This window comes from [Clostridium] citroniae WAL-17108 (assembly GCF_000233455.1).
Taxonomy (GTDB): domain Bacteria; phylum Bacillota; class Clostridia; order Lachnospirales; family Lachnospiraceae; genus Enterocloster; species Enterocloster citroniae.
Genome location: NZ_JH376425.1, coordinates 313,830 through 340,449, shown reverse-complemented (window position 1 = coordinate 340,449; position 26,620 = coordinate 313,830). Strand labels below are relative to the sequence as shown.

The 26,620-nt window shown below is 51.3% G+C and carries 22 protein-coding genes and 1 pseudogene; 4 read left to right on the top strand and 19 right to left on the bottom strand.

What is annotated here, in order from left to right; all coding sequences use genetic code 11:
- Window positions 1–245 (top strand): annotated as a pseudogene (locus HMPREF9469_RS20370) (IS110 family RNA-guided transposase); the annotation flags it as partial.
- Window positions 246–492: 247 nt separating this feature from the next.
- Here the strand turns inward: HMPREF9469_RS20370 and HMPREF9469_RS20365 are convergent.
- The 6 genes from HMPREF9469_RS20365 to HMPREF9469_RS20340 are packed head-to-tail and all read right to left on the bottom strand — an operon-like array spanning window position 493 to window position 6,284.
- A complete protein-coding gene (locus HMPREF9469_RS20365) occupies window positions 493–1,458 on the bottom strand; it encodes an ABC transporter ATP-binding protein (RefSeq protein ID WP_007866074.1) in 966 nt (321 codons plus the stop codon).
- The gene (locus tag HMPREF9469_RS20360; RefSeq protein ID WP_007866072.1) at window positions 1,455–2,468 is read right to left on the bottom strand and encodes an ABC transporter ATP-binding protein; all 1,014 of its coding nucleotides are present in this window, start codon (window positions 2,466–2,468) and stop codon (window positions 1,455–1,457) included. Before HMPREF9469_RS20360 ends, HMPREF9469_RS20365 begins: the two co-directional genes overlap by 4 nt.
- 12 nt (window positions 2,469–2,480) lie before the next feature.
- Complete coding sequence (locus tag HMPREF9469_RS20355) at window positions 2,481–3,362, bottom strand: ABC transporter permease (protein WP_007866070.1); 882 nt, start codon at window positions 3,360–3,362, stop codon at window positions 2,481–2,483.
- A gap of 11 nt (window positions 3,363–3,373) precedes the next feature.
- Entirely contained in the window at window positions 3,374–4,303 is a 930-nt protein-coding gene (locus HMPREF9469_RS20350; RefSeq protein WP_007866068.1) for an ABC transporter permease, read from the bottom strand.
- Between the two features lie 57 nt (window positions 4,304–4,360).
- Window positions 4,361–5,305: a cupin domain-containing protein gene (locus HMPREF9469_RS20345; protein WP_007866065.1), complete on the bottom strand. Its 945-nt coding sequence runs from the start codon at window positions 5,303–5,305 to the stop codon at window positions 4,361–4,363.
- Between the two features lie 13 nt (window positions 5,306–5,318).
- Window positions 5,319–6,284 (bottom strand): cupin domain-containing protein, encoded by a 966-nt coding sequence (locus HMPREF9469_RS20340; protein ID WP_007866063.1) that lies wholly within the window; start codon window positions 6,282–6,284, stop codon window positions 5,319–5,321.
- A gap of 221 nt (window positions 6,285–6,505) precedes the next feature.
- On the opposite strand from HMPREF9469_RS20340, the gene HMPREF9469_RS20335 reads away from it, so the two are divergent.
- Window positions 6,506–7,381, top strand: coding sequence for a LysR family transcriptional regulator (locus HMPREF9469_RS20335; RefSeq protein WP_007866060.1), 876 nt, complete (start codon window positions 6,506–6,508; stop codon window positions 7,379–7,381).
- A 139-nt stretch (window positions 7,382–7,520) separates the two neighbouring features.
- Here HMPREF9469_RS20335 and prfA read toward each other — a convergent pair whose 3' ends face one another.
- The 7 genes from prfA to HMPREF9469_RS20300 form a co-directional block, all read right to left on the bottom strand.
- Window positions 7,521–8,594 carry a peptide chain release factor 1 gene (gene prfA / locus HMPREF9469_RS20330; protein ID WP_007866058.1) on the bottom strand — a complete coding sequence of 358 codons (1,074 nt, stop codon included), beginning with the start codon at window positions 8,592–8,594 and terminating at the stop codon, window positions 7,521–7,523.
- Window positions 8,595–8,642: 48 nt separating this feature from the next.
- Window positions 8,643–9,563: a peptide chain release factor N(5)-glutamine methyltransferase gene (gene prmC, locus HMPREF9469_RS20325; protein WP_007866056.1), complete on the bottom strand. Its 921-nt coding sequence runs from the start codon at window positions 9,561–9,563 to the stop codon at window positions 8,643–8,645.
- Entirely contained in the window at window positions 9,517–10,539 is a 1,023-nt protein-coding gene (locus HMPREF9469_RS20320) for a DUF1385 domain-containing protein (protein WP_007866054.1), read from the bottom strand. The genes prmC and HMPREF9469_RS20320 overlap by 47 nt, the downstream gene beginning before the upstream one ends.
- Window positions 10,540–10,673: 134 nt before the next feature.
- Window positions 10,674–10,880, bottom strand: a complete 207-nt coding sequence (gene rpmE / locus HMPREF9469_RS20315) for a 50S ribosomal protein L31 (protein WP_007866051.1) — start codon at window positions 10,878–10,880, stop codon at window positions 10,674–10,676.
- Window positions 10,881–11,237: 357 nt separating this feature from the next.
- On the bottom strand, window positions 11,238–12,935 hold the full coding sequence (locus HMPREF9469_RS20310) for an FAD-dependent oxidoreductase (protein WP_007866046.1): 1,698 nt from the start codon (window positions 12,933–12,935) through the stop codon (window positions 11,238–11,240).
- Between the two features lie 98 nt (window positions 12,936–13,033).
- The gene (locus HMPREF9469_RS20305) at window positions 13,034–14,416 is read right to left on the bottom strand and encodes a cation:dicarboxylate symporter family transporter (protein WP_007866044.1); all 1,383 of its coding nucleotides are present in this window, start codon (window positions 14,414–14,416) and stop codon (window positions 13,034–13,036) included.
- Window positions 14,417–15,610, bottom strand: coding sequence for a MalY/PatB family protein (locus HMPREF9469_RS20300; RefSeq protein WP_007866042.1), 1,194 nt, complete (start codon window positions 15,608–15,610; stop codon window positions 14,417–14,419).
- 271 nt (window positions 15,611–15,881) lie between these two features.
- Between HMPREF9469_RS20300 and HMPREF9469_RS20295 the strand changes: the two genes are divergently transcribed.
- Together HMPREF9469_RS20295 and mscL are read left to right on the top strand one after the other, a co-directional pair.
- A complete protein-coding gene (locus tag HMPREF9469_RS20295) occupies window positions 15,882–16,364 on the top strand; it encodes a MarR family winged helix-turn-helix transcriptional regulator (RefSeq protein WP_007866040.1) in 483 nt (160 codons plus the stop codon).
- Window positions 16,365–16,729: 365 nt separating this feature from the next.
- Window positions 16,730–17,185 carry a large-conductance mechanosensitive channel protein MscL gene (gene mscL / locus HMPREF9469_RS20290; RefSeq protein WP_007866038.1) on the top strand — a complete coding sequence of 152 codons (456 nt, stop codon included), beginning with the start codon at window positions 16,730–16,732 and terminating at the stop codon, window positions 17,183–17,185.
- Window positions 17,186–17,207: 22 nt separating this feature from the next.
- On the opposite strand, the gene rho is transcribed toward mscL, so the two are convergent.
- The 6 genes from rho to HMPREF9469_RS20260 all read right to left on the bottom strand — a co-directional run bounded on the left by rho (window position 17,208) and on the right by HMPREF9469_RS20260 (window position 26,612).
- Window positions 17,208–18,980, bottom strand: coding sequence for a transcription termination factor Rho (rho, locus tag HMPREF9469_RS20285; protein ID WP_007866034.1), 1,773 nt, complete (start codon window positions 18,978–18,980; stop codon window positions 17,208–17,210).
- Between the two features lie 257 nt (window positions 18,981–19,237).
- Window positions 19,238–20,554 carry a replication-associated recombination protein A gene (locus HMPREF9469_RS20280; protein ID WP_040416978.1) on the bottom strand — a complete coding sequence of 439 codons (1,317 nt, stop codon included), beginning with the start codon at window positions 20,552–20,554 and terminating at the stop codon, window positions 19,238–19,240.
- Window positions 20,555–20,625: 71 nt separating this feature from the next.
- The gene (locus HMPREF9469_RS20275; protein ID WP_007866029.1) at window positions 20,626–21,354 is read right to left on the bottom strand and encodes a polysaccharide deacetylase family protein; all 729 of its coding nucleotides are present in this window, start codon (window positions 21,352–21,354) and stop codon (window positions 20,626–20,628) included.
- 204 nt (window positions 21,355–21,558) lie between these two features.
- The gene (locus tag HMPREF9469_RS20270; protein WP_007866028.1) at window positions 21,559–23,397 is read right to left on the bottom strand and encodes a GH25 family lysozyme; all 1,839 of its coding nucleotides are present in this window, start codon (window positions 23,395–23,397) and stop codon (window positions 21,559–21,561) included.
- Between the two features lie 93 nt (window positions 23,398–23,490).
- Window positions 23,491–24,564 carry a PspC-like choline-binding domain-containing protein gene (locus HMPREF9469_RS20265; protein WP_007866027.1) on the bottom strand — a complete coding sequence of 358 codons (1,074 nt, stop codon included), beginning with the start codon at window positions 24,562–24,564 and terminating at the stop codon, window positions 23,491–23,493.
- A 164-nt stretch (window positions 24,565–24,728) separates the two neighbouring features.
- Window positions 24,729–26,612, bottom strand: a complete 1,884-nt coding sequence (locus HMPREF9469_RS20260) for a sugar phosphate nucleotidyltransferase (protein WP_007866025.1) — start codon at window positions 26,610–26,612, stop codon at window positions 24,729–24,731.
- Window positions 26,613–26,620: the final 8 nt, after the last annotated feature.

Genomic DNA, 26,620 nt, shown 5'->3' with positions numbered 1-26,620 from the left:
GTTATTCTCAGAAGAGTGTGCATGTTTCCAAGCATGGCTCACCCGCTTTACGCAAAACACTGTACCAGGTCATGGATGTTCTAATTAAAACCAAACCGGATGATCCCGTTTATCTATTCATGGACAAGAAGCGCGCACAAGGTAAACCTTACTATGTTTACATGACCGCAGGTGCCAATAAATTTTTACGTATTTACTATGGGCGAGTGAAAGAATATCTTGCTTCTCTTCCGGCATCGGAATAACCAACACGTAAAACCTGTTTTTAGACCGGCATATCCTGGCGGTCTTATTTTGATACCCACTTTTCAACCTGTATAAATTTTTCAATGTTCTTTAAAATTTAGCTTGACTTTTTATTTGCAGGCTTATTTGTGTTGTGTACCCCATATTTATGAGGCGTACACGGTGTGTACGTTGATCCGATTCGTGTGCGGCCTGCGGGAAATCAGCCGCAGATATGAGCGCCGGGGAGACTCCGGGAGTTCACTGCTATATAAGATTACAGGCAACAAAATGACCTGCGCTCACCTCTCGAAGCGGGACCGGGCTGCCCCAGCATCCGTCAGTGGCAAGGGGACAGCGGGTTGCAAAACGGCATCCCGGTTTAGGATCAATGGGGCTTGTTACCTCCCCGTGGATAACGGGTTTTCTCTTTCCCCTCAGGGAGATGTCAGGCACCTGGATGGCATCTAGAAGCGCTTTTGTATAGGGATGGATGGGGTTGTCAAACAGTTCCTTTGACTCACACCGCTCCACACACTGCCCCAGATACATGACCGCAATCTCATCAGAGATATGGCGCACCACTGAGAGGTCATGGGTAATAAACATGTAGGTAAGGCCCATATTATCCTGGAGATCCATCAGCAGGTTGAGGATCTGCGCCTGAATGGACACATCCAGGGCCGATACCGGCTCATCACAGACAATAAACTTGGGATTTACGGAAAGGGCCCTGGCAATTCCGATCCTCTGACGCCTTCCGCCGTCCAGCTCGTGTGGGTAGGCACTTTCCAGGCGCGGGGCCAGGCCCACCGTCTCCATCAGCTCCGCCACCCTTTCCCGAAGCTGCGCTTTATTCTTCATCACCCGGTTGACCACCAGGGGTTCCGCGATCAGCTCGCTGACCGTCATACGCGGATTCAGGCTGGAATAGGGGTCCTGGAAAATAATCTGCATTTCCTTTCGCAGTTCCCTCAGCTGGTTGGGATTGCAGGACAGGATATCCTTTCCATTATACAGTATCTTTCCCTCTGTGGCCGGTGTGAGCCTGAGGATGGTCCTGCCCAGGGTGGATTTTCCGCACCCCGACTCCCCTACCACACCCAGGGTCTTCTGGGGGCTGATGGTCAGGTTCACATCATCCACTGCATGAAGCACGCCGGAACCTGTATCAAAGTATTTCTTCAAATGGACCGTCTCGATCAAAGGCGTATTCTGGCTGTTCCGGCTCATATGCGCATAACCTCCTCTCCGTCAGATGTCACATTCTCCTTACCAACAAACAGATGGCAGGCGATCTCATGGGTGCCCTCCTTGCAGACCGGGGGCAGACTGTGCCTGCAGACTTCCATGCAGTGGGGACATCTGGTGTGGAACTTACATCCCTGGGGCAGGTTGGTTGGATCAGGCATCAGCCCAGCAATGGGATTCAGGCGTTTGGCATCCCCTGTCATGCTGGGAATGGAGCCGAACAGGCCCTGGGTGTAGGGATGGTGTCTCTTCCCCGTGAATATATCCTCAATGGTCCCATGCTCCACGATCTCACCCGCATACATAATGGCAACCCGGTCGCAGGTCTGGGCGACCACGCCCAGATCGTGGGTGATCAGCAGCATGGATGTACCGAACCGTTCCTTTAATTCCTCCATCATTCCCAGAACCTGGGCCTGGATCGTCACATCCAGAGCCGTGGTGGGCTCATCTGCGATCAGCAGCCTGGGATTGCAGGCCAGGGCCATGGCAATCACCACCCTCTGCTTCATACCTCCGGAAAATTCATGGGGATAGCAGTTTTTCCTGGCAGCAGGTATTCCCACCAGTTCCAGCATCTCCTCCACCTTTTTTCCCATCTGTGCCCGGCTCAGGTTGTTGTGGTTATGGAACTGAAGCACTTCCAGGATCTGGTCCTCCACTGTGAGCACAGGATTCAGGCTGGTCATAGGATCCTGGAAGATCATGGCGATCTTCTGTCCGCGGACGGACAGCATCTCACTCTCCTTTAGATCCAGCAGGTTTTCCCCGTCAAAAAGCACCTGTCCCTGCTCCACCTTTCCAATACGCTCCGGAAGGAGGCGCATAATGGCAAGGGCCGTAGTAGTCTTTCCTGCCCCGGTCTCACCTACCAGGCCCAGGGTTTCCTTTGTATGTACCGTCAGGCTGATACGGTTTACGGCATGGACAGTCTCCTCGTCAGTCTGATATACAATGTTTAAATCTTTGATCTCCAATAATGCATCTGACATACCTGTCCCCCCTTAATTTTTAAGCTTGGGATCTAACGCATCCCTCAGTCCGTCTCCCAATAGGTTAAGCGCCAGGGAGGTCAGTATAATGGCCAGGCCGGGGAACAGGGTAATGTACGGGGAGTACCTCATAAAATCCCGCCCTTCTGCCAGCATGGAACCCCACTCCGGAAGGGGAGGCTGAACGCCCATGCCGATAAAACTCATTCCCGCGGCTGTCAGTATCATTCTTCCCACGCCCATGGTTGCCTGGATGATGATGGGGCCCATGGCATTGGGCAGGATGTGTTTTACAATGATATAGGAATCCCTGGCCCCGCTGGCTATGGCTGCCTCTATGTAATCCTGGTCGATCACGGTCAGGATGGAGGAACGGATCACCCTGGTAAAGGGAGGGATCCTTGCTATGGTAACGGCGATCAGCAGGTTGGTCATGCTGGGCCCCAGGGAAGCCACAATGGCCATTGCCAGGAGCTCACCCGGGATTGCCAGAAAGGTATCCAGCACACGCATGATAACATTGTCCACGCGGCCTCCGTAATAGCCTGCGATCGACCCCAGGATCCCGCTGATACAGACGCTGCCGACCGTGGCAGCCAGCCCGATGACAATGGAGATCCTGGCCCCATGGACTACCCTGGCAAAGATATCCCGGCCGTAGGCGTCCGTTCCAAACCAGTGGGCCGCGCTGGGCGGCTTCAGACGGTTGGCCACATTCTGGGCGATCACCTGGGTGTCATAGTCGCAGATCACATCCGCAAATACGGCAAGGATCACCATGACGGAAAATATGGCAAGGCCCAGCATGGCTGCCTTATTCTTTTTAAAACGTTTCCAGATCTCATAGGCGGGACTGTTCCGCTTCACAGCTGTTTTTTCACTTTTTCCACTCATATCTTCTGCCCTCACTTACTGTATCTTGAACGTATACGCGGATCAATAAATGCATAAAGGAGATCCACAATCAGCATGATGATACAAAACAGGGCGGCCAACATCAGCACGGCGGCCATTACCTGCGGCGTATCCTTGCTCCGGATCGCGTCAATGGCCAGTGTCCCCACTCCCGGCATGGCGAATACGGACTCTGTGATCACAGAACCGCCCAACAGCGCGCCGAAATGCATACCTGCCACTGTGATGACCGGCAAAAGCGCATTTTTCAGGGCATGCTTCCATATGACCACCATGCTGGTGGCTCCCTTTGCCTTTGCGGTACGGATATAATCCTGGCGGATGACTTCCAGCATGGTGGAACGGGTCAGACGCAGGATCTCCGCCGCCCCGGGCAGGGCCAGGGTAACAATGGGCAGGATAAAACTCTTAAACGAGTCCGCTCCGTTGGATGGCAGCCACCCCAGCTTCAGTGCAAACAGCAGGATGGACAAAAGGCCCAGCCAGAAGGCGGGAATGGATGAAAAGAACATGGCTGTGACGGAATTGATAACGTCCAGGGCAGAATACTGCTTTACGGCGGATAAGATCCCAAGAGGCACTCCAATGGCCACGGACAAAAGCATGGCACCCGCGGCCAGCTTCATAGTGGTTGGAAACCTGGAAAATATCTCGGTAAACACAGGCGTCCTGGTGCGGTAGGATAGTCCGAAATTCCCCTGAAGGGCATTGAGCACATAATCCACATACCGCAGCCAGAAGGGCTTATCAAGCCCCAGTTCCCGGGTCAGCTCCTCTCTGGCGGACAGCGGGGCGTTATCCCCCAGAACCAGGGAAGCCACATCCCCCGGAATCATATTCATGATTGTAAAGATAATAAAGCTTACGCCCAATAAAATGGGTATCAGCAGCAACAGTCGTTTTATAACATACTTTCCCATACAGGCTTCCCCTTTTCGCTGACAGCAGGAACTGTTTAAGACGCTTTTGGCCCGCGCCTAAACCCTGCTGATTTTTGTGATGCAGCTGTTATTCTGCCGGAATATTTCCCTGACATCCTCCCAGTTGTTTACCAGGTCCTGACGTCCTTCCAGCTTTTTCTCCACGATCTCTGCCAGGCGCAGTCCCAGTGCCTTTACATTATAAGCATGGACCACGGTTCCATGATCCAGTATTTTCATGGAATAATTGGTATATGGAGGAAAATGCAGGATATCACGGGCATTTGCCACAAAGGTCCCGCCCAGAACGGTCACTTCCACGCGGCCTTCCTTCACCACATACAGGTCCCAATCAGGATGAGGGCTGTCCCATTCCACACAGATCCCCTTTTCCATCACAAATTCCCAGACTTCCTTTTCCCCGCCCGTCTCATGGCGGCCCACCTTCTGGTTGCACACAATGCCGTCAAACACAAACCTGGCAATGCTCCCTCCCTTGGGCCGGATCTGCGCCAGCTGCTCCTTTGGCACCACCTCCGGTTCAGGCTCTCCCAGACGCATGGTATGGTGCTTCAAACGGTACTCTGCCATAAATGCATCATCCTGGAGTTTTTCAGGATAGCTCCTGTCTATGAGCTGCTTTTCCAGGATGCCTCCGTACATGTTCATGCCTGAAAACAGCTCCCGCCATATGGTCCCCTCCTCCAGGAAGCGGAATCCATGGGACATATACGGCTCAATGTGGATCATGTCCCCTGTCTCTGCTATGGCTCTCTTTCCATTGATGGTAACCTCCACACTGCCCCTGTCAATGGCAAAAGTCTCATACCCCTTCTTATGCTCATGGTAAGGGACAAAAGCATTTTCCTGATAATACACATCACTCATCTCATTGTTCAGCGTCTCCCCCACCGGAGCAATAAAAAGATAATCCTTACAGTCCTTTTCCTCCAGTTCATGGATATAATCATCCGGCGTTATATGTATTTTATAATCGAACATACCCTTCCATCCTTTACACAGTTATTTTCCGTATCCCGGTAATCCAGCAGTTGTTCTCACGCAGTATCTTCTCCACATAGCCCCAGTCCTTTAGGTTTTCAGGAGAGCGCTTCTTCTCTGCGTTGAGGCGTTCCATGATATGCATCAGATAGGACTGTACATTGTAGGCATAAATCTGCGTCCCCTCCTCCAGCACGGTGAGGGTGTGCTTGTAGTAAGGCGGGATATTGATAACATCCCGTTTTTTGGCCACAAAATCATGGCCGTCAGCCTGAACGTGGACAGAACCTTCCATAACCAGATACACATCATTTCCCGCATATGGATAATTCCACTCAATCTGAAGCCCCTTTTGGGGAAGGAGTTCCCAGATTTCCTTTACTCCGTCCGTCTCCCAGCGTCCCACCTTCAGGTTCAGCCGGATCCCCTCCATGTCGAACCCCGCAATGGCCCATCCCCTTGGACGTACGGCAGGAATGTCATATTTGCCGGCCGGCTCCGGAACAGGATCCTCCCTGTACAGGGTTCCTAACAGGGTGTATCTCCTGGCTTTGAATTCCTCATCCTCCCAGTACTGCGGGCTGTAGGTACGGATCACATGTTTGTCCTCCACACAGTTATACATGTCCATGTCCTGGAACATCTCCCTCCAGATGGTATTTTCCTCCAGGTAGCGGTATCCGTGGTTTACATAAGGACGGATATGTACGATGTCACCCCGCTCAATAATACATTTCTTCTTGTTGATACAGACCTCGGCAGACCCCCCATCGATCAGAAAGGTCTCATAGCCCTTCTCGTGGTCGTGATAGGGAACAAATGCATCCTTGATGTAGACCGTATCTCCCAGCTCATTCACCATTCTCCCACCCTGGGGACGAATCAGCAGGTCCCCGTGATTGTCGCTGTCCGGTATGGAATACAGCACATCCTTCAGGGGATCAATGTGCATTACGCTCCGCAAATTCTCCACACTCATGTTTTCTCCTCCTCCACTCACTTATTTTATCACTTTAAACAGCTAAAATTCCGGGATTCAAAAAAAGGAAGGCTGCCTTGCCTCAATGCAACTCTTCCGGGAATCCACTTTTCATTTTATGAAAAATAGTATATACTATTTTTATAATTCTGTCTAATATATGTTTATTTATGTTTTCCATATCTTATAGGTTATAGATCTTCAAACAAGGAGGAATTACTATGGAACTGCTGCAGCTCCGCTACTTCTGTGTGGTGGCAAAACATCAGAATATGACAAAGGCGGCTGCCGAACTGATGATCTCCCAGCCGGCCCTGAGCAAAACGATCATTGCCCTGGAAAAGGAACTGGGCACCCCCTTGTTTGACCGGCGTAACCGCTCCATTTTCCTGAACCGCGCAGGAGAGATCTTTTACCAAAAAATCGACCAGGGCATCAATCTCATTGACGACACGGTGTCTGAGGTGGGCGAGCTGTCCAACGAACCCTTTGGCAATATCAAGCTCCTGGTGCTGGCAGCCTCTTCCTATATGCCTGAGTTTTATATTGCCTTTCACCAGCGCTATCCCTATATCAAGCTGCAGCTGAGCAACTATATCCGCGCCGAGCACCTGTTTATGTATGACTGCGACTTTTGCTTTACCGCCAATGACAGCTACACTCCCCTGGCGGGCAACTGCGTCATCCCCATACTGACCGAGCGCTTTGTGCTGGCCGTCCACAAAGACCATCCCCTGGCCTCCCGGACCTCCATCCATCTCAAGGAAGCTGCTTCCTATCCCTTTGTGGCATCCAACCGAAAGGAGGATCTGGAATTCTATTGCCTAAAAGCCGGATTCCGGCCCAATATCATTGCGGAATGTGACAACGGCACCACCTATGAGGCCCTGATGCGGCACGGGGTAGGCATCTCCATCATTCCTGAGATCACCCTGGGATCCGTGCTCCCCCGCGATATTGTGTGCATTCCTCTTATCCACCCGGTGCTGGAACGTACCATCAGCCTTTCTTATGACACCAAACGGCGCATGTCCAATGCCGGACGTCTGTTTAAAGATTTCTGCATGGAGTATTTTAAGGCGGAGCCGGTCAGCTGAACCCTGAAAATATGGAAGACTCAATTGACAGAAAGGATAAAAAGTGCCCGATATCAGCTGTTAAAACCAATCTCGGGCACTTTATTTTCTTCTCTCAGCATCTGTATTTGCAGATGATACAACTGCTCATGGTATCTTCCTAATTTTCGTTCATCTTTGCCAGCTTCGCCGCCTGGTCGGCCGCGATCAGGTTATCCAGGAGCTCCTGTATATCCCCGTTCATAATGGAATCGATCTTATACAAGGTCAGCTTGATCCTATGGTCCGTGACACGGCCCTGCGGGAAGTTATAGGTACGTATCTTCTCGGACCGGTCGCCGGTTCCGATCTGGCTGCGCCGCTCCTCCGCCTCTGAACTCTGGCGTTTCTCCAGTTCAATGTCATACAGCTTGGAACGGAGCAGGCGGAAGGCCTTTTCCTTGTTCTGAAGCTGCGATTTTTCAGTCTGGCTGTAGATCACAATGCCGGAGGGCATATGGGTCAGACGGACCGCGGAGTCCGTGGTATTTACACACTGTCCTCCATTGCCCGATGCCCTCATTACATCGATACGGATATCGTTCATGTCAATCTGTACATCCACATCCTCCGCCTCAGGCATGACGGCAACCGTTGCAGTGGAGGTGTGTATTCTGCCGCCGGACTCAGTCTCCGGCACACGCTGCACACGGTGTACGCCGGACTCATACTTAAGCTTGGAATATGCGCCCTTTCCCGTCACCATGGCCACCACTTCCTTAAAACCGCCGATCCCGTTCTCATTCAGGCTGACGATCTCCACCTTCCATCTCTGGCTGTCCGCATACCCTGAATACATGCGGTAAAGCTCGGACGCAAACAGTGCTGCTTCGTCCCCGCCTGCCCCTGCGCGGATCTCCAGGATGATGTTCTTATCATCATTAGGGTCCTTTGGAAGCAGCAGGATCTTAAGTTCATGCTCCAGGTCCTCAATGCGCTTCTTGGCATCGGACAATTCCTCCTTGGCCATCTCGCGCATCTCATCATCGCTTTCTTCCTCCAAAAGAGCAAGGCTGTCCTCCACATCCTGCTTTGCCTGCTTGTATTGTTTGTAGGCATCCACAATAGGGGCCAGATCAGCCTGCTCCTTCATCAGCCTGGTGAACCGCTTGGTATCCTGGGTCACGGCCGGGTCACCCAGCATCAGCATCAGTTCCTCATAGTGAATCAACATATCATCTAACTTATCAAACATAGTTTTCTCCTGCCTCTATCCAATCACTTTACCTGTTACGTACCATTCTTATTCCCAGTCCGCCCGCACCACACGGTCCAGCCCGGCCATATCTTTTCTCACTTCCACCTGTCCGTATCCATGGTCGGTAAACAGTTCTTTTACCGCCTGCCCCTGGTCATATCCGATCTCCATGTACACACTGCCTCCCGGATTCAGATGGTCCTTACATTCCGCGGCCAGGATCCGGTAAAACTTCAGTCCGTCCTCTGTCCCGTCCAGTGCCATCCTGGGCTCGTGGTCCCTTACCTCAGGCTCCAGCTCCTCGATCACCAAGCTGGGTATATAGGGAGGATTAGAGACAATGATATCATATCTGTCTTCTGATCCCAGGCCCTCAAACATGTTGCTGTGAACAAGCCTGAACTCCCCTTTATATGGTTCCAGCAGACGGTCCGCGTTCCGCCCGGCCACGGCCAGGGCCTCCTCAGATACATCCAGGGCCGTAACCCTCCCATAGCCGCCCATGAGAGCCAGGCTGATGGCAATGCACCCCGACCCCGTACACACGTCCAAAAGCGCGGTATCCCTGTTAAGGTCTGTCTTTTTGTTGTAAGCGTTATCTCTGCCCCAGGCCCCGTCCTTACCGCGCCTGTCCCCCAGCACCAGTTCCACCAGAGTCTCCGTGTCCTGGCGCGGGATCAGCACATGCCCGTTCACAAGGAACTCAAACCCCATAAACTCCTGGACACCGGTAAGGTGCTGCAGCGGGATCCGGCCGGCCCGCCTGCGGATCAACTCCTCATATGTTCTGCGCATTTCCAGGGTTTCCTCATCCTCTGGAAGTTCCCTGTTCTTTACTGCCAGCAGGGACGCCAGATTTAAGTGAAACGCCTCCATCAAAAGATATCTGGCATCCAGTGCCTCATCCGGCACTCCTGCCTTATTCAGTATCTGCGCACCCTGCCATAGCAACTGCTGTATGGTCATGTCCTGCCGCTCCTTTGCAGTCTTCCCTGCTGCTGTTCTCTCTCCAGCCCGGAAATGTCTCATCCAGATATTGTCTCCAGTCAAACACGGTTTCAACCGCGGCAATGGCAACTTCTATCATTGTGTCGTCAGGCTCCGTGGTGGTCAGCCCCTGCATCCACATACCGGGACGGCTTAAAACATTCACCAGCTTGGAATCATGCCTTCCCGCAAAGCGCAGGAACTCATAGGATACACCTGCAATGACCGGGATCAGAACAATACGGCTGACGATCCTGAGCCAGATGGTGTCCACGCGGATCACCATAAAGAACAGGATACTGATGATCATAACGATCATGATAAAGCTGGTGCCGCAGCGCTTATGCTCCTTGGAGCTGGCCCTTACATTATCCACGGTCAGTTCCAGCCCGTGTTCTATACAGTTGATACACTTGTGCTCCGAGCCGTGGTACATGAACGTCCTCTTTATATCCTCCATCCTGGACACCAGCTTGATATACAGGATAAAGATAAGGATCCTGATCACGCCCTCCAGTATGGCCATCACGGTCTCCGAGGCAATAAAGCTTTTGCAGATCCGCGCAATGAACAGGGGAAGCACCATGAATATGCCGATGGCCATGACAAAGGAAAATACCATCACCACACTCATGAGTATGCTCTCCAGCTTCTCCCCAAACACCTTATCCAGCCATGCCTCAAACCGTCCCGGCTCCGCCTCCTCATCATCCTCAAAAAAGCTGCAGGACCAGGTCAGGGCACGCATTCCCACAACCATGGAATCTATAAAACTGAAAATACCCCTGATAAACGGAAGTCCAAGAAACTTGTGCTTCTTGGTAATGCTTACGTAGGTATCCTTTTTCACCTCAATATCCCCGTCCGGCTTGCGGACTGCAATGGCGTAATCATTGCCGTTCTGCATCATGATGCCTTCAATTACGGCCTGACCGCCAATTCCCGAATATTTCATCCTTTCTTACCTTTCTGTGAGATCCATACTACGCCGCGCAGATATCAATCGGCCAAGCGCCTTAAATCCGCAGGGCGTAATACCAGAAAGGGCTGAGCCTGATGCCAAGCCCAACCCTCATCTTTTCTTGCCTATTAGTTAGCATTCATGCCATACTTACGATTGAACTTGTCAATACGTCCACGAGCCTGAGCAGCCTTCTGCTGACCGGTGTAGAATGAATGGCACTTGGAACAAACCTCAACGTGGATGTCCTTCTTTGTTGAACCTGTTACGAACTCATTACCACAGTTGCAGACAACTGTTGCCTGGTAATAATTTGGATGGATTCCTTCTCTCATGATATTCACCTCTCTGATATTAGTTGCGGTTTCCGACCGCGGCCTGTATGCCAATCTGCCTCTGTACATTACAGGCAGCCGGCTCATGCCGTCACCAGAACGCACAGATATCAGCACTGTTCAAGTTTAACGCACCCTCACCGTAAGGTTCTGACTCACGCGGATGCTAAAACTGCCGTCAATCCAGACAGCTTAAACAGTATAGCATAAAAAAAATATGAATGCAAGATATTTTATGAAAGCTTGGCCAAAATTTTATCTTTTATCTTTTTAACTTTGCATGCTTTTGCCAAAGTCATAAAAAGGTGCTAAGCCACAGTTTCTAATCTGCAGCTTAACACCCATTCCCCTTGGCGTTTACATGAAATTATACTCTGTGAGTATCTTCTCCCGCCCAGTGGTCACATCTGTAAAATATTCATAGCAGCTGATTCCCAGGAAGGAACCGGAAATGTTGATGATATTATCATACCCCCGGCCCTTTAATGCCATGATGGCGTTGTAGCTTCTCTGGCTGGTTCTGCAGTGCAGGTACACCGGCCTGTCATGGGGTATCTCAGGCAGCCGCTGCCTCAGTTCACCCAATGGGATGTTCACCGCACCTACCAGATGTCCCATCTCAAACTCGTCCCTGCCCCTCACATCAATGATGCAGGCTTGGCTTTCCACCAGTTCCCTCACTTCACTTACATGAACCTGCTTAAATACTCCGTGGAGCACATTGAGACCCACAAGGGCAGCCAGATTCACCACATCCCTGGCCGTACCGAACACAGGGGAATAGCACAGTTCCAGATCCTTTAAATCCTCCAGTGTCCCATCCATGGAGATCAATGCGGCGATCACATCGATCCGCTTATCCACATTGCCCTTACCGATTGCCTGGGCGCCCAGGATCCTTCCTGTGGGCACCTCAAAAACCAGTTTAAAATGCATAGGCGCGCTGCCGGGCATGAGTCCCACCTTATCCATGGACATGGTGTACACCGAGTCACATGGGATGTTATTTGCCTTGGCCGTCCGTTCATTCAGGCCAGTAGCCGCTGCATTCAGCTCAAACAGCCTAACGGCGCAGGAGCCGATCACTCCCTTGTTCCTGCTAGTTATACCGTACATGGCATCCGCCGCAGCCCTTGCCTGGCGCAGGGCGGGACCTGCCAGGGGAAGCTTCACCGGCTTATGGGTCAGCTTCTGGAAAACCTCAATGGCATCCCCCACCGCATAGATATGGGGATCACTGGTGCGGTAATCCGGCGTTACCATGATCCCGCCGGTTTCACCGATCTTAAGGCCTGCCTGCTTTGCCAGTTCTGTCTCCGGCAGCACGCCGATGGAAAGCACCACCGCTTCGCAGGGCAGCTCCCTTCCTGAGTTTAAGATCACCTTGTCCTGGGTGATGGCCTTGACACCATCCCCCACTGCCAGTTCCACCCCTTTGTCGTAAAGCTCCTTTTGCAGGATCTGGCTCATATCATAGTCAAAGGGAGCCATGATCTGGACGGCAGCCTCTGCAACTGCCACCTGCTTTCCCGCTGATTTCAGGTTTTCCGCCACCTCCAGGCCGATAAAACCGCCGCCGATTACAACCACGCTGCGGACCTCTTCCCTGGCAACATACTGATCCAGTTTAGCAATGTCATTCACATTGCGCACTGTGAACACATGAGGGAGAAATACTCCCTCAATGGACCCCGGACGGATCGGGTAGGATCCGGGCGAAAGCACCAGTTCATCATATGCCTCCTCGTATTCCCGGCCTGATACGCTGTCTTTGACGCGTATTTTTCTGAGGGTACGGTCGATCATGCACACCTCGCTGTTCACACGCACCTCAATATCATAGGAGGACTTAAATCCCTCCGGCGTCATCAGCACCAGGTAGTCCTTATCCGCCACTGTCCTGCTTAAATAGTAGGGAAGTGAGCAGTTGGAAAAGGATACATGCTCCCCCCGTTCAAATATGGTTATGGACGCATCCGCATCCAGGCGCCTGATTCTGGCCGCCGCGGACGCCCCGCCTGCAACCCCTCCAACTATGAGCACTCGTTTACCCATGTTCACACTTCCTTTCCAGATGATCCTCTGTCATTTATGTCTGTTCATGATCCCTGAACATGATCTCTGTTCATGATCTCTGTTATCCGTCCCTGCCATTAATCCCCGCTTGAGGCGGATTTCTTTTCCAGGTTCACGGATTTGTCATTATATACGTTCATATCAATATTCTTAGTCAGCTTGGCGGCCACCAGACCGGTCACCATGCCATCGCTTACATTCAATGCTGTTCTGGCCATATCGATAACAGGCTCAATTCCCACCAGAAGACCGGCAATACCCACAGGAAGTCCCAGTGCGGATAATACGGTGATACCCGCAAAGGTAGCGCCTCCGCCCACGCCGGCAATACCGATGGACGCAAAGGTGATGATGATCACCATAAGTATAAAGAAGGATGGAGTAATAGGCTGTCCCACAGCGGGAGCCACCATGACCACCAGCATAGCCGGATAAATAGCCGCGCACCCGTTCTGTCCAATGGAAGTACTGAGTGAACCTGCCAGGTTGGAAACTCCGTTGTCCACGCCCATCTCATCTGTCAGGGTCCTGATGGTCAGCGGCAGGGTTCCTGCACTGGTACGGGAAGTAAATGCAAATATCAGGGTTGTCATAGCCTTCTTAAAGTAGATAAGGGGGCTTACTCCCACTGCGGCCAGTATCAGTCCATGGATGATGAACATGACAAATATGGCTGTGTAGGATGCGAGAACAAAGGTTACAAGTCGCAGGATACTTGTATAATCGCTTCCGGCAATGGTCTTGGTCATCAATGAGAAAATGCCGAACGGCGTCAGCATAATAATCATCATGACCACTTCCACCACCAAAGTATTTAGCGAGTTCATTATCTTCCCGAAAAACTCCGCCTGTTCCGGTGCATAGGTCCGCACCCCGATCACTCCGATTCCAAGGAATGCCGCAAAAAGCACTACGGAAAGAGTGGCGTTATTTCCCTGTCCGGTCAGGGCATAGATTGGGTTGGAAGGAATGATATCAATGATGGTATCCTCAAAGGAAATACCCTCCTGAGCCTTCTCTTCCAGCTGGGATGTCTTTTTGCTCTCGGCCTCGCCGATCTCCAGTCCCTCTGCGCTGACGCCAAATGCAGTTGCCGTAACGCCGCCTACCACTGCTGCAACCGCGGCTGTGGACAGGAGGATCGCCAGTACAAGGGCCGTGATCTTTCCAAGGTTCTTGCCTGACTTCTGGTTGATGATAGCACACACAATGGATACAAAGATCAGCGGGATTACCATCATCTTTAAAAGCTTGGTGTATGCGGTGCCCACCAGGCTGATCCACCGCAGACTCTCTGAAACCGCTGCGTCATCCGCCACTGTCTTTAAAATCGCACCAAATATAATACCGCCGAACAGACCGGCCACTACACGTACATTAAAGGATTTGCCTTTTTTCTGCAATACAAACAGAACGCCCAGATAGATTAAAAAACAGATTATACTGATATAAACAGCCATTTATTCCCCCACCTTTTCCTTGATGTTTTTAATAATGCTCTCAACAGCAGTAACGATATTCTTCTTATCTGTAGCCAGGTTAATACGGATAAACCCTTGCGCCATAAGGCTGAACCACTCTCCCACATCACAGGCAAGACGGCACTTGGTCTGGATAAAGTCCGCTGTCTCCTCACCTGTGAGATAACCTCGAAGGTCGATCCAGGACAGGTATGTTCCCTCAAGAGGCGTAACCACAATCTTGGGAAGCTCCCTTGCAAACTCCTGCTTCATATAATTATAATTGTGCATGATCAATGCCTTTACATGATCCAGCCATTCTTCTCCGCCACGGAAAGCGGCCTCCACGCCCACAATTCCCATCAGGTTGACTTCCGCAGAGCCGATCCCCTTAATATAAGCATCATAGGTCTCCATCAGCTGCTTGTCGAAAATGATCACATGGGAATGGATCAGACCGGCCAGGTTAAATGTCTTGGATCCGGCATTGAGGGTGATCAGGATATCCTTGTACTTGCCGTCCCCAACCAGGGCGGAGGATACGAACTTCTTTCCCTCGTAAGTAAAATCCTGATGGATCTCATCAGAAACCACCAGCACTCCATGTCTGCGGCAGATGTCAAACATGGTGTCCAGCTCCTCTTCAGACCATACCCGGCTCACAGGATTGTGAGGGGAGCACAGGATAAACATCTCTACCTTATTATCAGTGATTTCTTTCTCAAACTTTTCAAAGTCCAGTGTGTAGTAACCGTTGTTGTTATCAAGTTCACAGGTTACCAGCTTTCTTCCTGTATTCAGTATGGCATCGTAAAATGGATAGTATACCGGAGGGCAGATGATAACGGAGGCCTCCTCCTTGGTATATGCCCTTACAGCCGCATACAGCGAGCCTACCACTCCGGTGGCAAATCTTACATTCTCCCTGACATACTCTACATTGTGGTGCTTCTTCTGCCATGCAAAGAAAGCGTCAAAATATGAATCCTCCACTCTTCCATAGCCAAACACGCCGTGCTCCACACGCTTTACCAGTGCTTCCCTCACTGCTGCCGGTGACTGGATCTCCATATCCGCCACCCAGAGCGGGAGCAGTTCGGCATCTCCAAAGATCTCCTGGAGGGAGTCCCACTTCAGCGTACCTGTTCCTCGCCTCTCCACACAATTTTCCCTGCAGAACTTCTCAATATCCATTACATATACCGTCCTTTCTCTTAAGAAATATTGTTAACCAACTGAACTATATTATAAAATACTTAGTGCATATTGTCAATAAAATTTTAATACATTTTTTATAAATCGGGCATTTTGCACACAAAAATGTTGAAAATAAATTTTTATAGTTTATTTACTTAACAATATTTCCATATTTTGCTGGAAATAAATGATTGAAGCCATTTTCCATCTATGATACTATTACATATAAAGATCATTTTTAAACATATTTCGGAATAGGAGTACTAATATGAGCCATCTTTCAGATATAAACAGCGCCTATCAAAAGCTGAACGCCAAGGCGGATAAATTATATGAATTCGTCATCTTATACCATAATTACATCTACGCCCATCACACTTATGAGAACGAAAACTTCAGTATGCTGGAGATCCATACCCTTACATATATTGAAGATTCTCCGGGCATTACGGCCACTGAACTGGCAAAGATCTGGCACAAAAGCAAAAGCGCCATTTCCCAGGTCATCAAAAAACTGGTGGACTCCGGATATGTGGAGAAGCGCTACAAGGAAAATAACGAAAAGTCAGTATGCCTGTATGTAACAGAAAAAGGACAGAGGCTCTCCTCTGTCCACAAAGCTTATGACGTTGCCGACATCACACAGACTACCTCATACCTGATCGAACAGTGCGGAGAGGCGGATCTGGATGCCTTTTACCGGATTATTGAAACATATAATGAACTTCTGAAATCTGATCTGGAATCATAAGTATATCATCATAAACATATCATTATAAGCATATCAGACAACCCCATCCACAGGATAAGGCAGATTCAAATTCATTGCAGGGAAGGATCAAGGATCGGGAGAAGTTCCCGGATGTCCCTGATCACATAGTCAGCCCCGGCATCCAGGTATTTCTTCCCGGATTCTTGATTGTACCTGATAAAGTACAATCCATATCCTTATCCTGCCCGAAAAAACCACTGTGAACCGGTCACAAAATGGTGTATACTGTATCTATTACATTGTACTCCCGGAGTCTCCCCGGCATCCATCTTTTGGCTGACTTTTCGCCAATCTGAGTACCAAGAGATTCCGAGAGTACACTACATAAGACAGGAGGGTCACAAATGAGTAACTTAAACAATGTAATGAAGGAATTTAAAGCATTTATCCTGAAGGGCAATATCATTGATATGGCAGTGGGCGTTATCATCGGCGGTGCTTTCAGCAAGATCGTCACATCCCTTGTGAACGATATACTGATGCCTGTGCTGGGAGCCCTGACCGGCGGGGCAAGCTTTAACACGCTTAAATATGTAATCAATCCCGCGGTATGGGAAAACGGTGAAAAAGTAAAAGAAGAAGCCGCCATACTGTACGGCAGCTTCCTCCAGAATATACTTGATTTTATCATTATCGGAGCATGTATGTTCTTTATGATCAAGGCCGTGGCCGTGGTCAGCTCCCGCTTCCACCACGAGGAGGAGAAAAAGGAGGAGGCCCCTGCACCGGCCGGTCCCACCCAGGAAGAGCTTCTGGCTGAGATCCGCGACCTGTTAAAGGAAAGGAACGTGTCCCTGTGACCGAACCGACCTATGTTCCCCATTAATAAAATCTGATTCTCTTTGCGTTTTCCACAAACTCCCTGTTGTTCCTGGTTCTTGCGAACAGATCCAGTACCTTTTCCACCGCATCCTCAGGCTTCAGGGAGTTCGTGGCTTTGTGAATAATATCCACTGCCTCGGCTTCCTCCCTGGACAGCAGAAGGTCATCCCTTCTTGTGCCTGACTTAAGGATATCAATGGCGGGGAAAATACGCTTCTCGGACAGCTTCCTGTCCAGAACCAGCTCCATGTTGCCGGTTCCCTTAAATTCCTCATACACAACATCATCCATACGGCTTCCCGTGTCCACCAGCGCGGTTGCCAGCACGGTCAGGCTTCCTCCCTCGCGCATGTTGCGGGCAGCGCCGAAGAATCGTTTCGGCATGTGAAGGGCCGCCGGGTCCAGACCGCCGGAAAGCGTACGTCCACTGGGCGCAACGGTCAGGTTGTATGCCCTGGCAAGACGGGTTATGCTGTCCAAAAGAATGATCACGTCACGTCCATGCTCCACCAGCCTTTTAGCTCTCTCTATTACCATCTCGGACACCCTTTTGTGGCGGTCCGGAAGTTCATCAAAGGTGGAGTAGATCACCTCCACATTGGGCCCAACGATCGCTTCCCTGATATCCGTCACTTCCTCAGGGCGCTCATCGATGAGCAGGATCATCAGATGCATGTCCGGGTGATTGGTGGTAATCGCCTTTGCCACCTGCTTTAAAAGCGTGGTCTTACCTGCCTTGGGCGGGGATACGATCATGCCTCGCTGTCCCTTACCGATGGGTGAAAGCAGATCCACCACCCTCATGGCCACGGATGTCTTGATTCCAGGCATCTCCATGTGCAGACGCTTGTTGGGGAAAATAGGGGTCAGGTCTTCAAAATTAGGCCTGGTCTCAGTGGCGCTGAGAGGATAGCCGTTCACTGTCTTGATATAAAGAAGGGCTGCAAATTTTTCTGTTGCAGATTTCACTCTCCTGTTGCCTGCAATGATATCGCCTGTTTTCAGGTTAAAACGGCGGATCTGTGACGGTGCCACGTACACATCGTTCTCACCTGGAAGAAAATTCTCACAGCGTATAAACCCAAATCCATCCGGCATGACTTCCAGAATTCCGTTGGCCTCGATCCCGCTGTCCAGTTCCGCCATGTCCTGATTGGACATGCCTGCCGCATCCGTCCTGTTATCCTGCCTGAAGGACCGCTCCCCGCTTTCGGAGTTCTGCTGGTATGACCCCTGGTTCTGTCCGCCGCCCGTATGCTGTCTGGACATCTGGGGTTTGGAGGAAGAGTATTTGTTATTTTCATAAGACCGGTTCATATTGCGTCTGGGATCCTGGCTTCTGGACTCCTGGTTTCTGTTCTCCTGATTTTTGGAATCCTGATTTCTGGACTCCTGGTTTCTGGACTCCTGATTTCTGGTCTCCTGGGATTCCTGAGCCCTGTTTTCCTGCCTGTCCTGAAATTCCGTGTTCCTGGAAGATGTATTATCCTGTCTGCTCTCCTGCCTGCTCTGGGGTTCTGCGCTTCTGGACGGACCGTTCTCCTGCCTGCTCTGGGGTTCTGCGCTTCTTGTCAATGCGCTCTCCTGTGCCGGCGGCTGGCGTCTTTCCTTTTTCTTCATCTCCGCCGGCTTGATCTCCGGGTTTTTATCAGCCTCTGCACAGAGCAGTTCGATGATCTCCGCCTTGCGAAGGCTGCTGATGCCTTTGATTCCCCTGCTCCTTGCCAGTTCTTTTAATTCTGCAAGAGGAAGGGTCTGTAGTTTTTCCCGCATAGTATCTCTCCTTATTCAAAATTAATCATATCATCCGCCAAAACAGACCGATGGTTTATGCCTAACATTCAAGAGCATATCTGAAAAATGCTCAAGAACTATAATCTTCTGTTCATTCAAATTCGGGGTTTATTCCAGATTTGGGAATTGCTCGGGACTAACAGACTGCTGACAGCATGAGAAAACTGTCAGCTAATCTATGTATAGCCCTATTATATACACGAAACTACAAGAATGTAAAGTAAAAATTTCCATAACTACTCTTTCAGCCACTTCATATGCTGTCCGATCTGCTTCTCATATCCATTGTCGGAAGGCTCATAAAACACTTCCCCCTCCAGCCCATCGGGCAGGTACTGCTGTTTCACGTAGTGCTTGGGATAATCATGTGCATACTTGTATCCTGCCCCATGGCCCAGCTTTTCCGCCCCCTTATAATGCTTGTCCTGTAAATGGACGGGAACCGGCATGGTCCTCTGGCTCTTTACAACTTCCATGGCCTTAAATACAGCATTGCAGGCAGCATTGCTCTTGGGAGCCGAAGCCACATAGGTCACTGCCTGGGACAGGACGATCTGAGCCTCCGGCATGCCGATGCGCTCCACTGCCATGGCCGCATTGACCGCCACCACCAATGCCTGGGGATCCGCATTGCCCACATCCTCCGAGGCGCATATCATAATACGCCTTGCAATAAACTTGATGTCCTCCCCCGCATACAGCATACGGGCAAGGTAATATACCGCCGCATCCGGATCCGAGCCCCGCATGCTTTTGATAAACGCGGAAATCGTATCATAATGGTTGTCCCCATTCTTGTCATAGCGGACCACCCGCTTCTGGATACACTCCTGTGCAACAGCCAGGTCAATATGTATCTTTTGGTCCTCTCCCCTTCCGGTGGTCAGGACTCCCAGTTCCACTGCGTTCAAGGCTGCCCTGGCATCTCCATTGGCCGTGTCTGCCAGAAAATCCGCTGCATCCTCATCGATCACGGCGTCATAGGAGCCCATGCCCCTGTCCCTGTCATATACAGCCCTGTGGATCAGTTCCTTGATATCGTCCTTTTCCAGGGGCTTTAACTCAAATATCCTGGAACGGGATATGAGAGCACCGTTTACCTCAAAATACGGATTCTCCGTGGTTGCCCCAATCAGGATCAGGGTCCCGTCCTCCACAAAAGGAAGGAGGTAATCCTGCTGCCCTTTATTAAAGCGGTGGATCTCATCCACAAACAATATGGTCTTCCTGCCGTACATGCCCATACTGTCCTTGGCTTCCTTCACCACTTCCTCCATATCCTTTTTACCTGCCACCGTGGCGTTGATCTGTTTAAAATCCGCACTGGTGGTATTGGCGATCACCTTGGCCAGGGTCGTCTTTCCGGTTCCCGGAGGTCCGTAGAATATGACCGACCCCAGTTTATCCGCCTGAATGGCCCGGTAAAGCAGCTTATCCCTGCCCACAATATGCTGCTGCCCCACCACCTCATCCAGTGTCCTCGGCCGCAGTCTGGACGCCAAAGGCGACTCCTTTTCCATGCTGTTTTCTCTCATATAATCAAATAGATCCATCATTCTGCCCCTTCTGCTGTGTTTTTCCGCATCCGCTTATCCCACCGCACCTGAGTCTGCACAGTACAGTGCTAGTCGATCAGCAGTTCATCAACCGTAACAAAAGTATATCCCCGCTTGGTAAGTGTGTCAACAAGTTCCAGCGCCGCATCCACTGAGGTGGGGAAAATATCATGCATTAATATAATATCCCCATCCTCTACATCTTTCAAGACCCGCTTCACGATCTTATTCTTGTTCCTCAGCTTCCAATCCAGGGAATCCACCGACCACAGCACCGTGGTCATTCCCACCTCGCACTCCAGTTCCTCATTCCAGTCCCCAAAGGGAGGACGCATATACTGGGGCCGCTCCCCCGTAATATCCTCTATCATCCTGCTGGTCCTGTCCACTGCCTGGCACACTGCAGCCGACCCGGCCTTGGTAAGCTGTACGTGGCTGTAACTGTGGTTACCCACCAGGTGCCCCTCCTCCTTCATACGCTTTACCAGGTCCTCATTTCCCTCTATGTTCTGCCCCATGAGGAAAAAGGTGGCCCGTACCCCGCGTTTCTTCAGGCCATCCAGCAGCTGGGGCGTGCAGTCTTTGTGGGGTCCATCGTCAAATGTCAGGGCGATGCACTTTCCCTCCAGCCCCTTGGCCCGGTCCAATGTGTCCCCACCCTCCTGCACCCAGGTTCCATCGTCAGTTGATACGTGGGCAGGCTGCGGGTCTGAGACAACACGGAACAACCCGCCCAGAAGGAACAGGTCCACCATGCAGATTACAGCCAAAAGCTTTATTTTATTTCCAAGTTTCACACTATGCCTTCTTTCATCTGATACCCTCTATCTATCCAATATATGATATGACCGGATATGAAAATGCATCCATAATGAAAAATCAGCGCCGGGTATGTAATCCCGGCGCTGAACATGTAGGCAAGGCAAAACCCCGTCCCTGTTTTCTATCTGGTATAGCGTACTCCAGTATGATGTTTCCTGACTTGATTTGCCGGCCGCGGTCTACTGGCCTGGTGCCACTGGTGTGATCACCACACCTGGGCCGCCTGAAGAACCGCTGTTTTGGGAATTTCCCGGTCCCTGACTGTTGCCCGGGGTGCTTCCTGTCTGGCTGCCGCCCGGCGTACTCCCGGTTTGTACACTATCCGGCGTGCTTCCCGGCTGGCCCTGGCTGCTGCCCGGCGTGCTTCCTGACTGGACCTCGCCGCCATCCTGTGATCCTGATGTTTCCTGGACCTGGCTGAGAACACCGCTGCCGTCTGCCTGATAATTGGTTCCATTGATATCGACCACGGTATTTGCCGCCATCCTGCCTGTGGAGGGATCCATATAATAGTGGAGCCCGCCCACATCGATCATGCCTTTTGCCATGCGGCCTGAACCCTCAAAGTAATACCAGGCCCCGTCCATCTCACGCCATCCTGTGGCCATGGCGCCTGAACCCTTCAGATAATACTGACTGCCGCCTTCCTCCAGCCACCCGGTCTGCATCACACCCTGGCTGTCTGAGTAATACCACGTCCCGCCGTCACTGATCCAGCCCTTGGAAAGGGAACCTGAACTGTCCAGATAGTACCATTTACCGTTCTGGTTGGTCCATCCCGTGGCCATGGCGCCTGAACTCTCCAGGAAATACCTCCTGCCGTTGTCATCCAGCCACCCGGTCTGCATCACGCCCTGGTTGTCTGAGTAGTACCACCGGCCGCCGTCATTGATCCAGCCCTTGGAAAGGGAACCTGAACTGCCAAAATAGTACCACTTTCCATTATCCGACTTCCAGCCGGTGATCATCCGGCCCGTACTGTCGTCCAGATAATAGCTTGTCCCTGAAAGTGTGAGCCAGCCCTTGGATGCCAGCCCATCGCCGTTCATGTAGAACCAGCCCGTACCGTCATCGATCCATGCATTTTTCTGCTTCACATAGTTCTGGTAATAGTAGGTATTTCCCTGGATCGTCCTCCACGTATTGGCAGGGATCACAGAGGTAAAGTCCTTAAACTGGAAATCAATATCCACATTCCCGCTGATGCCGTTTACCGCTCCCGTGCTGGTCGCCTGCCACATCACCGGATTCTGGTAGGCCGGTTTTGCGGAATAACGGGCCACCCATACAGGATAATCCATCTTGCTCATGTCCAGCTTGTTGGCCAGCCAGTTGTCATTGGCATAGATGACGGGATAGTATCCTGCCTGGGAGATCCGGGAACAGAAGGCATTGGCAATGGCCGCCAGTTCATCCTTGGAAAGGGCGCCCTGGGTTGAATCCTCCATGTCAAAGGCCACCGGATAGGAAACCGGATAATCGTGGATCAGGTCCAGCACAAAATTGGCCTCATCCACCGCCATCTCAGGCGTGGTGGCAAGGGAGTATATGTATACCCCCACCTTCACTCCGGCAGCGCTGGCCTGCTGGATATTCCTGTGAAAATACGGGTCCACTGCCCCCTTTGACCTGGTTCCCAGCATGACGAATGACACGTCATCCGCAGCCACCTGGCTCCAGTTAATATCTCCCTGCCATCTGGAAACATCAATCCCCCTAAACAGCACATTGTTGATCGCTGATCCGTCCGGCATCTGATAGGTTCCGTTTACCTTCTTCCAGGCATTGGGGTTGGTGCTGGAGGAGGACTGGGTATTGGTGCTGCCGGTGGTGCTGGTGGTACTTCCGGATGCTGCCTGCCCGGGCCCTCCCGGTCCTGGGGATGAAACTACGGTTGGGGATGTCTCCCCGGGTCCGATCGCCAATGCGGTTCCTGAGGGCAGCAGTGCGCCTGCCCCTATGAGCCCGGCCATTGCAAGTGCCTGGCAGCGCTTTATCATGTGCAGCTTATTTTTCATACTGTTCTCCTTATGCAAAATCAAAGGGGATGTGCAGCCGTCCGCTGTGACATCCCCCTATATTATGATCTGTTTCCCTGTCAGAATGGTCCGTCAGCCTGGTCCGTCTGTCCGTCCCGCCTCCAAGCTATTGGAAGAACTGCCGGAAGGGCTGTTGCTGGTGTTACTGCTGTTGCCGCTGGTTGGACCGCTGCTTCCTGAAGAGGTGCCTCCAGGTCCATTGTTGCTGATGCCTGAGGAGTTATTGGACGCCCCCGGACCGCCGTTTACGCCGGAATTGCTGTTGTTGCTGTTGTCAACCGTACCAGGAGTCTGGGCGGATACACCGCCTGCGTTCTGGCACACACCGCTTGAGTCAAAGTTATACTGGGTTCCGTTGATGGTTGCTGATGTTCCTGCAATCATCTTCCCTTCATTGGCAGGGTTCAGATAGTAATACTTTCCGTCCAGCTGGATCCAGCCGGTCATCATATGCCCGTTGCTGTTAAAATAGTACCAGGAGCTGTCGATCTGCTTCCAGCCCGTGGACATCTTTCCGTTTGACATGTCCATGTAGTACTTGTTGCCGTCACTGTCGCTGAGCCAGCCGATCAGCATCCGTCCGTCTGTGTTCAGGTAAAAATAATCCTTGTCCACCTTAGCCCATCCGGTCATCATCTTGCCGTCTGTCCCGAACAGGTACCAGTTGTCCTTGATCTGGGCCCAGGAATTCACAACGCACTTTCCATTGCTCTGGAAGAAATACCATGCGCCGTCCATCTCGCGCCATCCCGTACCCATGGTACCGTTGCCGCGCATGAAATAATAGTCATCGCCAATCTTCAGCCATCCTGTCACCATGGTCCCATCATCGAGCATGTAATACCACTTGCCGTCCTCAGGGTTGACCCATCCTGTTGCCATAAGACCGCTTGGCTTAAAGAAATACCATTTGCCGTCAATCTGCTTGAATCCCGTTGTCATCTGACCAGTGGAAAGGTCCATATAGTACCATCCTTCACTGGTCTGGAGCCACCCCGTATGTACCTGGCCATTGTATATATAGGTCCAATGATCATTCGACTTTGTCCAGCCGTCTGCCGCATAACTTGTGAATGCGTTTCCCAATGCCATGGCCCCAATCATACCGGCCGCGGTGATAGCTGCCCAGTACCTTTTCCGTCCCATGTGTCATCCTCCTCGTTATGAGCGTCCTCAGGAACTCAGCCCCAAAGACGGGTACAAGGGAGTTTCCGAGGGTACTCTTATATCAAACCGGGGCACAGAATTCCCCAGCTTCTTACATCTCTTCGATTATAGCACAATCCCATATTCAAATGGTAACATTTTTATTACAATTTCCGTAATTTCCTATAATATTTTTTAGCGTACCGGTACATGATGATGGTGTACTCGCCAAATTCATCTCCCAGCGCACTCTTATAAACAGCCCACAGACTCCACAAAAAACCTCCCAGTGCAGCATACCCGTAAACGGCAAACAACTCCTCAGGTTCAGGTTCCCTCTGAAGGTACAGCCTGAGCAGATGCTCCATGTCCTCTCCATTATAATAGGAATAAATAGCGCTCATGGAAATATCCATAATGGGATCACACATGCCCGCGTACTCCCAATCCAGAAGTTTTACACTGCCATCCTTTAAAAACAGGAAGTTATCCACATTTGCGTCAATGTGGCACAGGCATTTTGTGCGTTTCATGGCCTCCAGGCTGTCCATGATCCAGTCCATCCAGCCCCGCACTTCCTCGTAGTCCTCAAACAGGATCGCACCGTGGCTGCGGCACAGCTTTTCGTAAAAGTCGATCCGCTCCCGGATATCAAATTCATGTCCCACCTCAATACCGGACTGGTGGAGACACCGCACAATTCCCATGCACTGCTCCATATCGGACCAGCTGTCCGCCGCTGCATTTCTTGCCCCCTCATAGTACTCCGCGATCTTATATCCTGTGCGCTCGTTCATGTAGATCACATGTTCCGTAACTCCCAGAGGCGCCACCGCGTCATAGACCTGTTTTTCCTGCCTTCTGTTAATGAGAAGCTCCGTGCCCGGTCCCGGTATCCGGCAGATACAGTGGCGTTCTCCCACTTTAAACAGGAAGGATTTGTTGGTCATTCCCGATTTCAGGCAGCGTATATCCCTGATCTGGGACTCAGGCACCTGAAATACCTCTGCCACCAGCTTCATGGCCGCATTGTCGGAATGATTCTGATACCTGGGATCAAAGAGCCTCAGCTCTTCCAGGTTTTCAAACTCATAGACCTGGTCCTCCGGCTGCCGGTTCGCATCCATTTCTATCTCATTCCAATGGCCGGCCGGCAGGGCGGATTCCCTGACCGCCTGTTTCAGGATCTCCTGATCCTCCTGCTCCAGGCGTCTTTTGGCCTCCCCGGTGAGCATATCCACATAGACCTGCTCCCAGTAAAACTGTTCCGTTCCAGGTGTTTTATAATAGGCTTCCAGCACCGGCATGAACCGGCTTGTAAACTCCCTGGAAAAATACGTGGGCCCGTACATCACCCACTGGTCCCGTCCCCCTACCTTTACATCCGTGATCCTTCCCTTTTTATTAAATGAAAGGCACCACTCCTTGGTCTCCCCTTTTTGGAACGCCGCACTGTACCATGCGCCGCATTCGTAGGCGTGGTACATGTTCTCCCTCATCCAGTTATCAGATGAGAGCACGTACATGTTGCGCCCCTTCAGCACCCTTCTGGCCCGGTAAATAGTGGCAAGGGTGTTCTTGCCGGAATATTCCGGATTGTACAAAAGCTCCACGTCATATTTGTCAATGAGATATTCAAACTTTTCCTTCAGATATCCCACTGCAATGGTAATGTCTCTGATACCAACCTCATGAAGCTGGCGGATCTGCCGCTCGATCATGCGTTCCCCAAACACTTCCAGAAGCCCTTTCGGCGTCTCAAATGTAAGCGGCACGAACCGGGAACCAAAACCTGCTGCTATGATCAGCGCGCCGTCCACCTTATATTGCTCCAGAAGGCGTCTTCCCTCCTCCTTAAGCTCCCACTTGGAGCCGTACCTAAAGCCGTCCTCTCCCTCTGTCCTCTCAGCAATATATCCCCTGCCCATGCACTCCTTTACAAGCCCGTTTGCTGTTCCCAGGGATACATTCAGCTTTGCCGCCAGTTCCCTCTGTGTAATATCCGGCTGTTCCAGCACCGCCCTGCACACAAGTCCATGTCTGTCCATATTCTGAT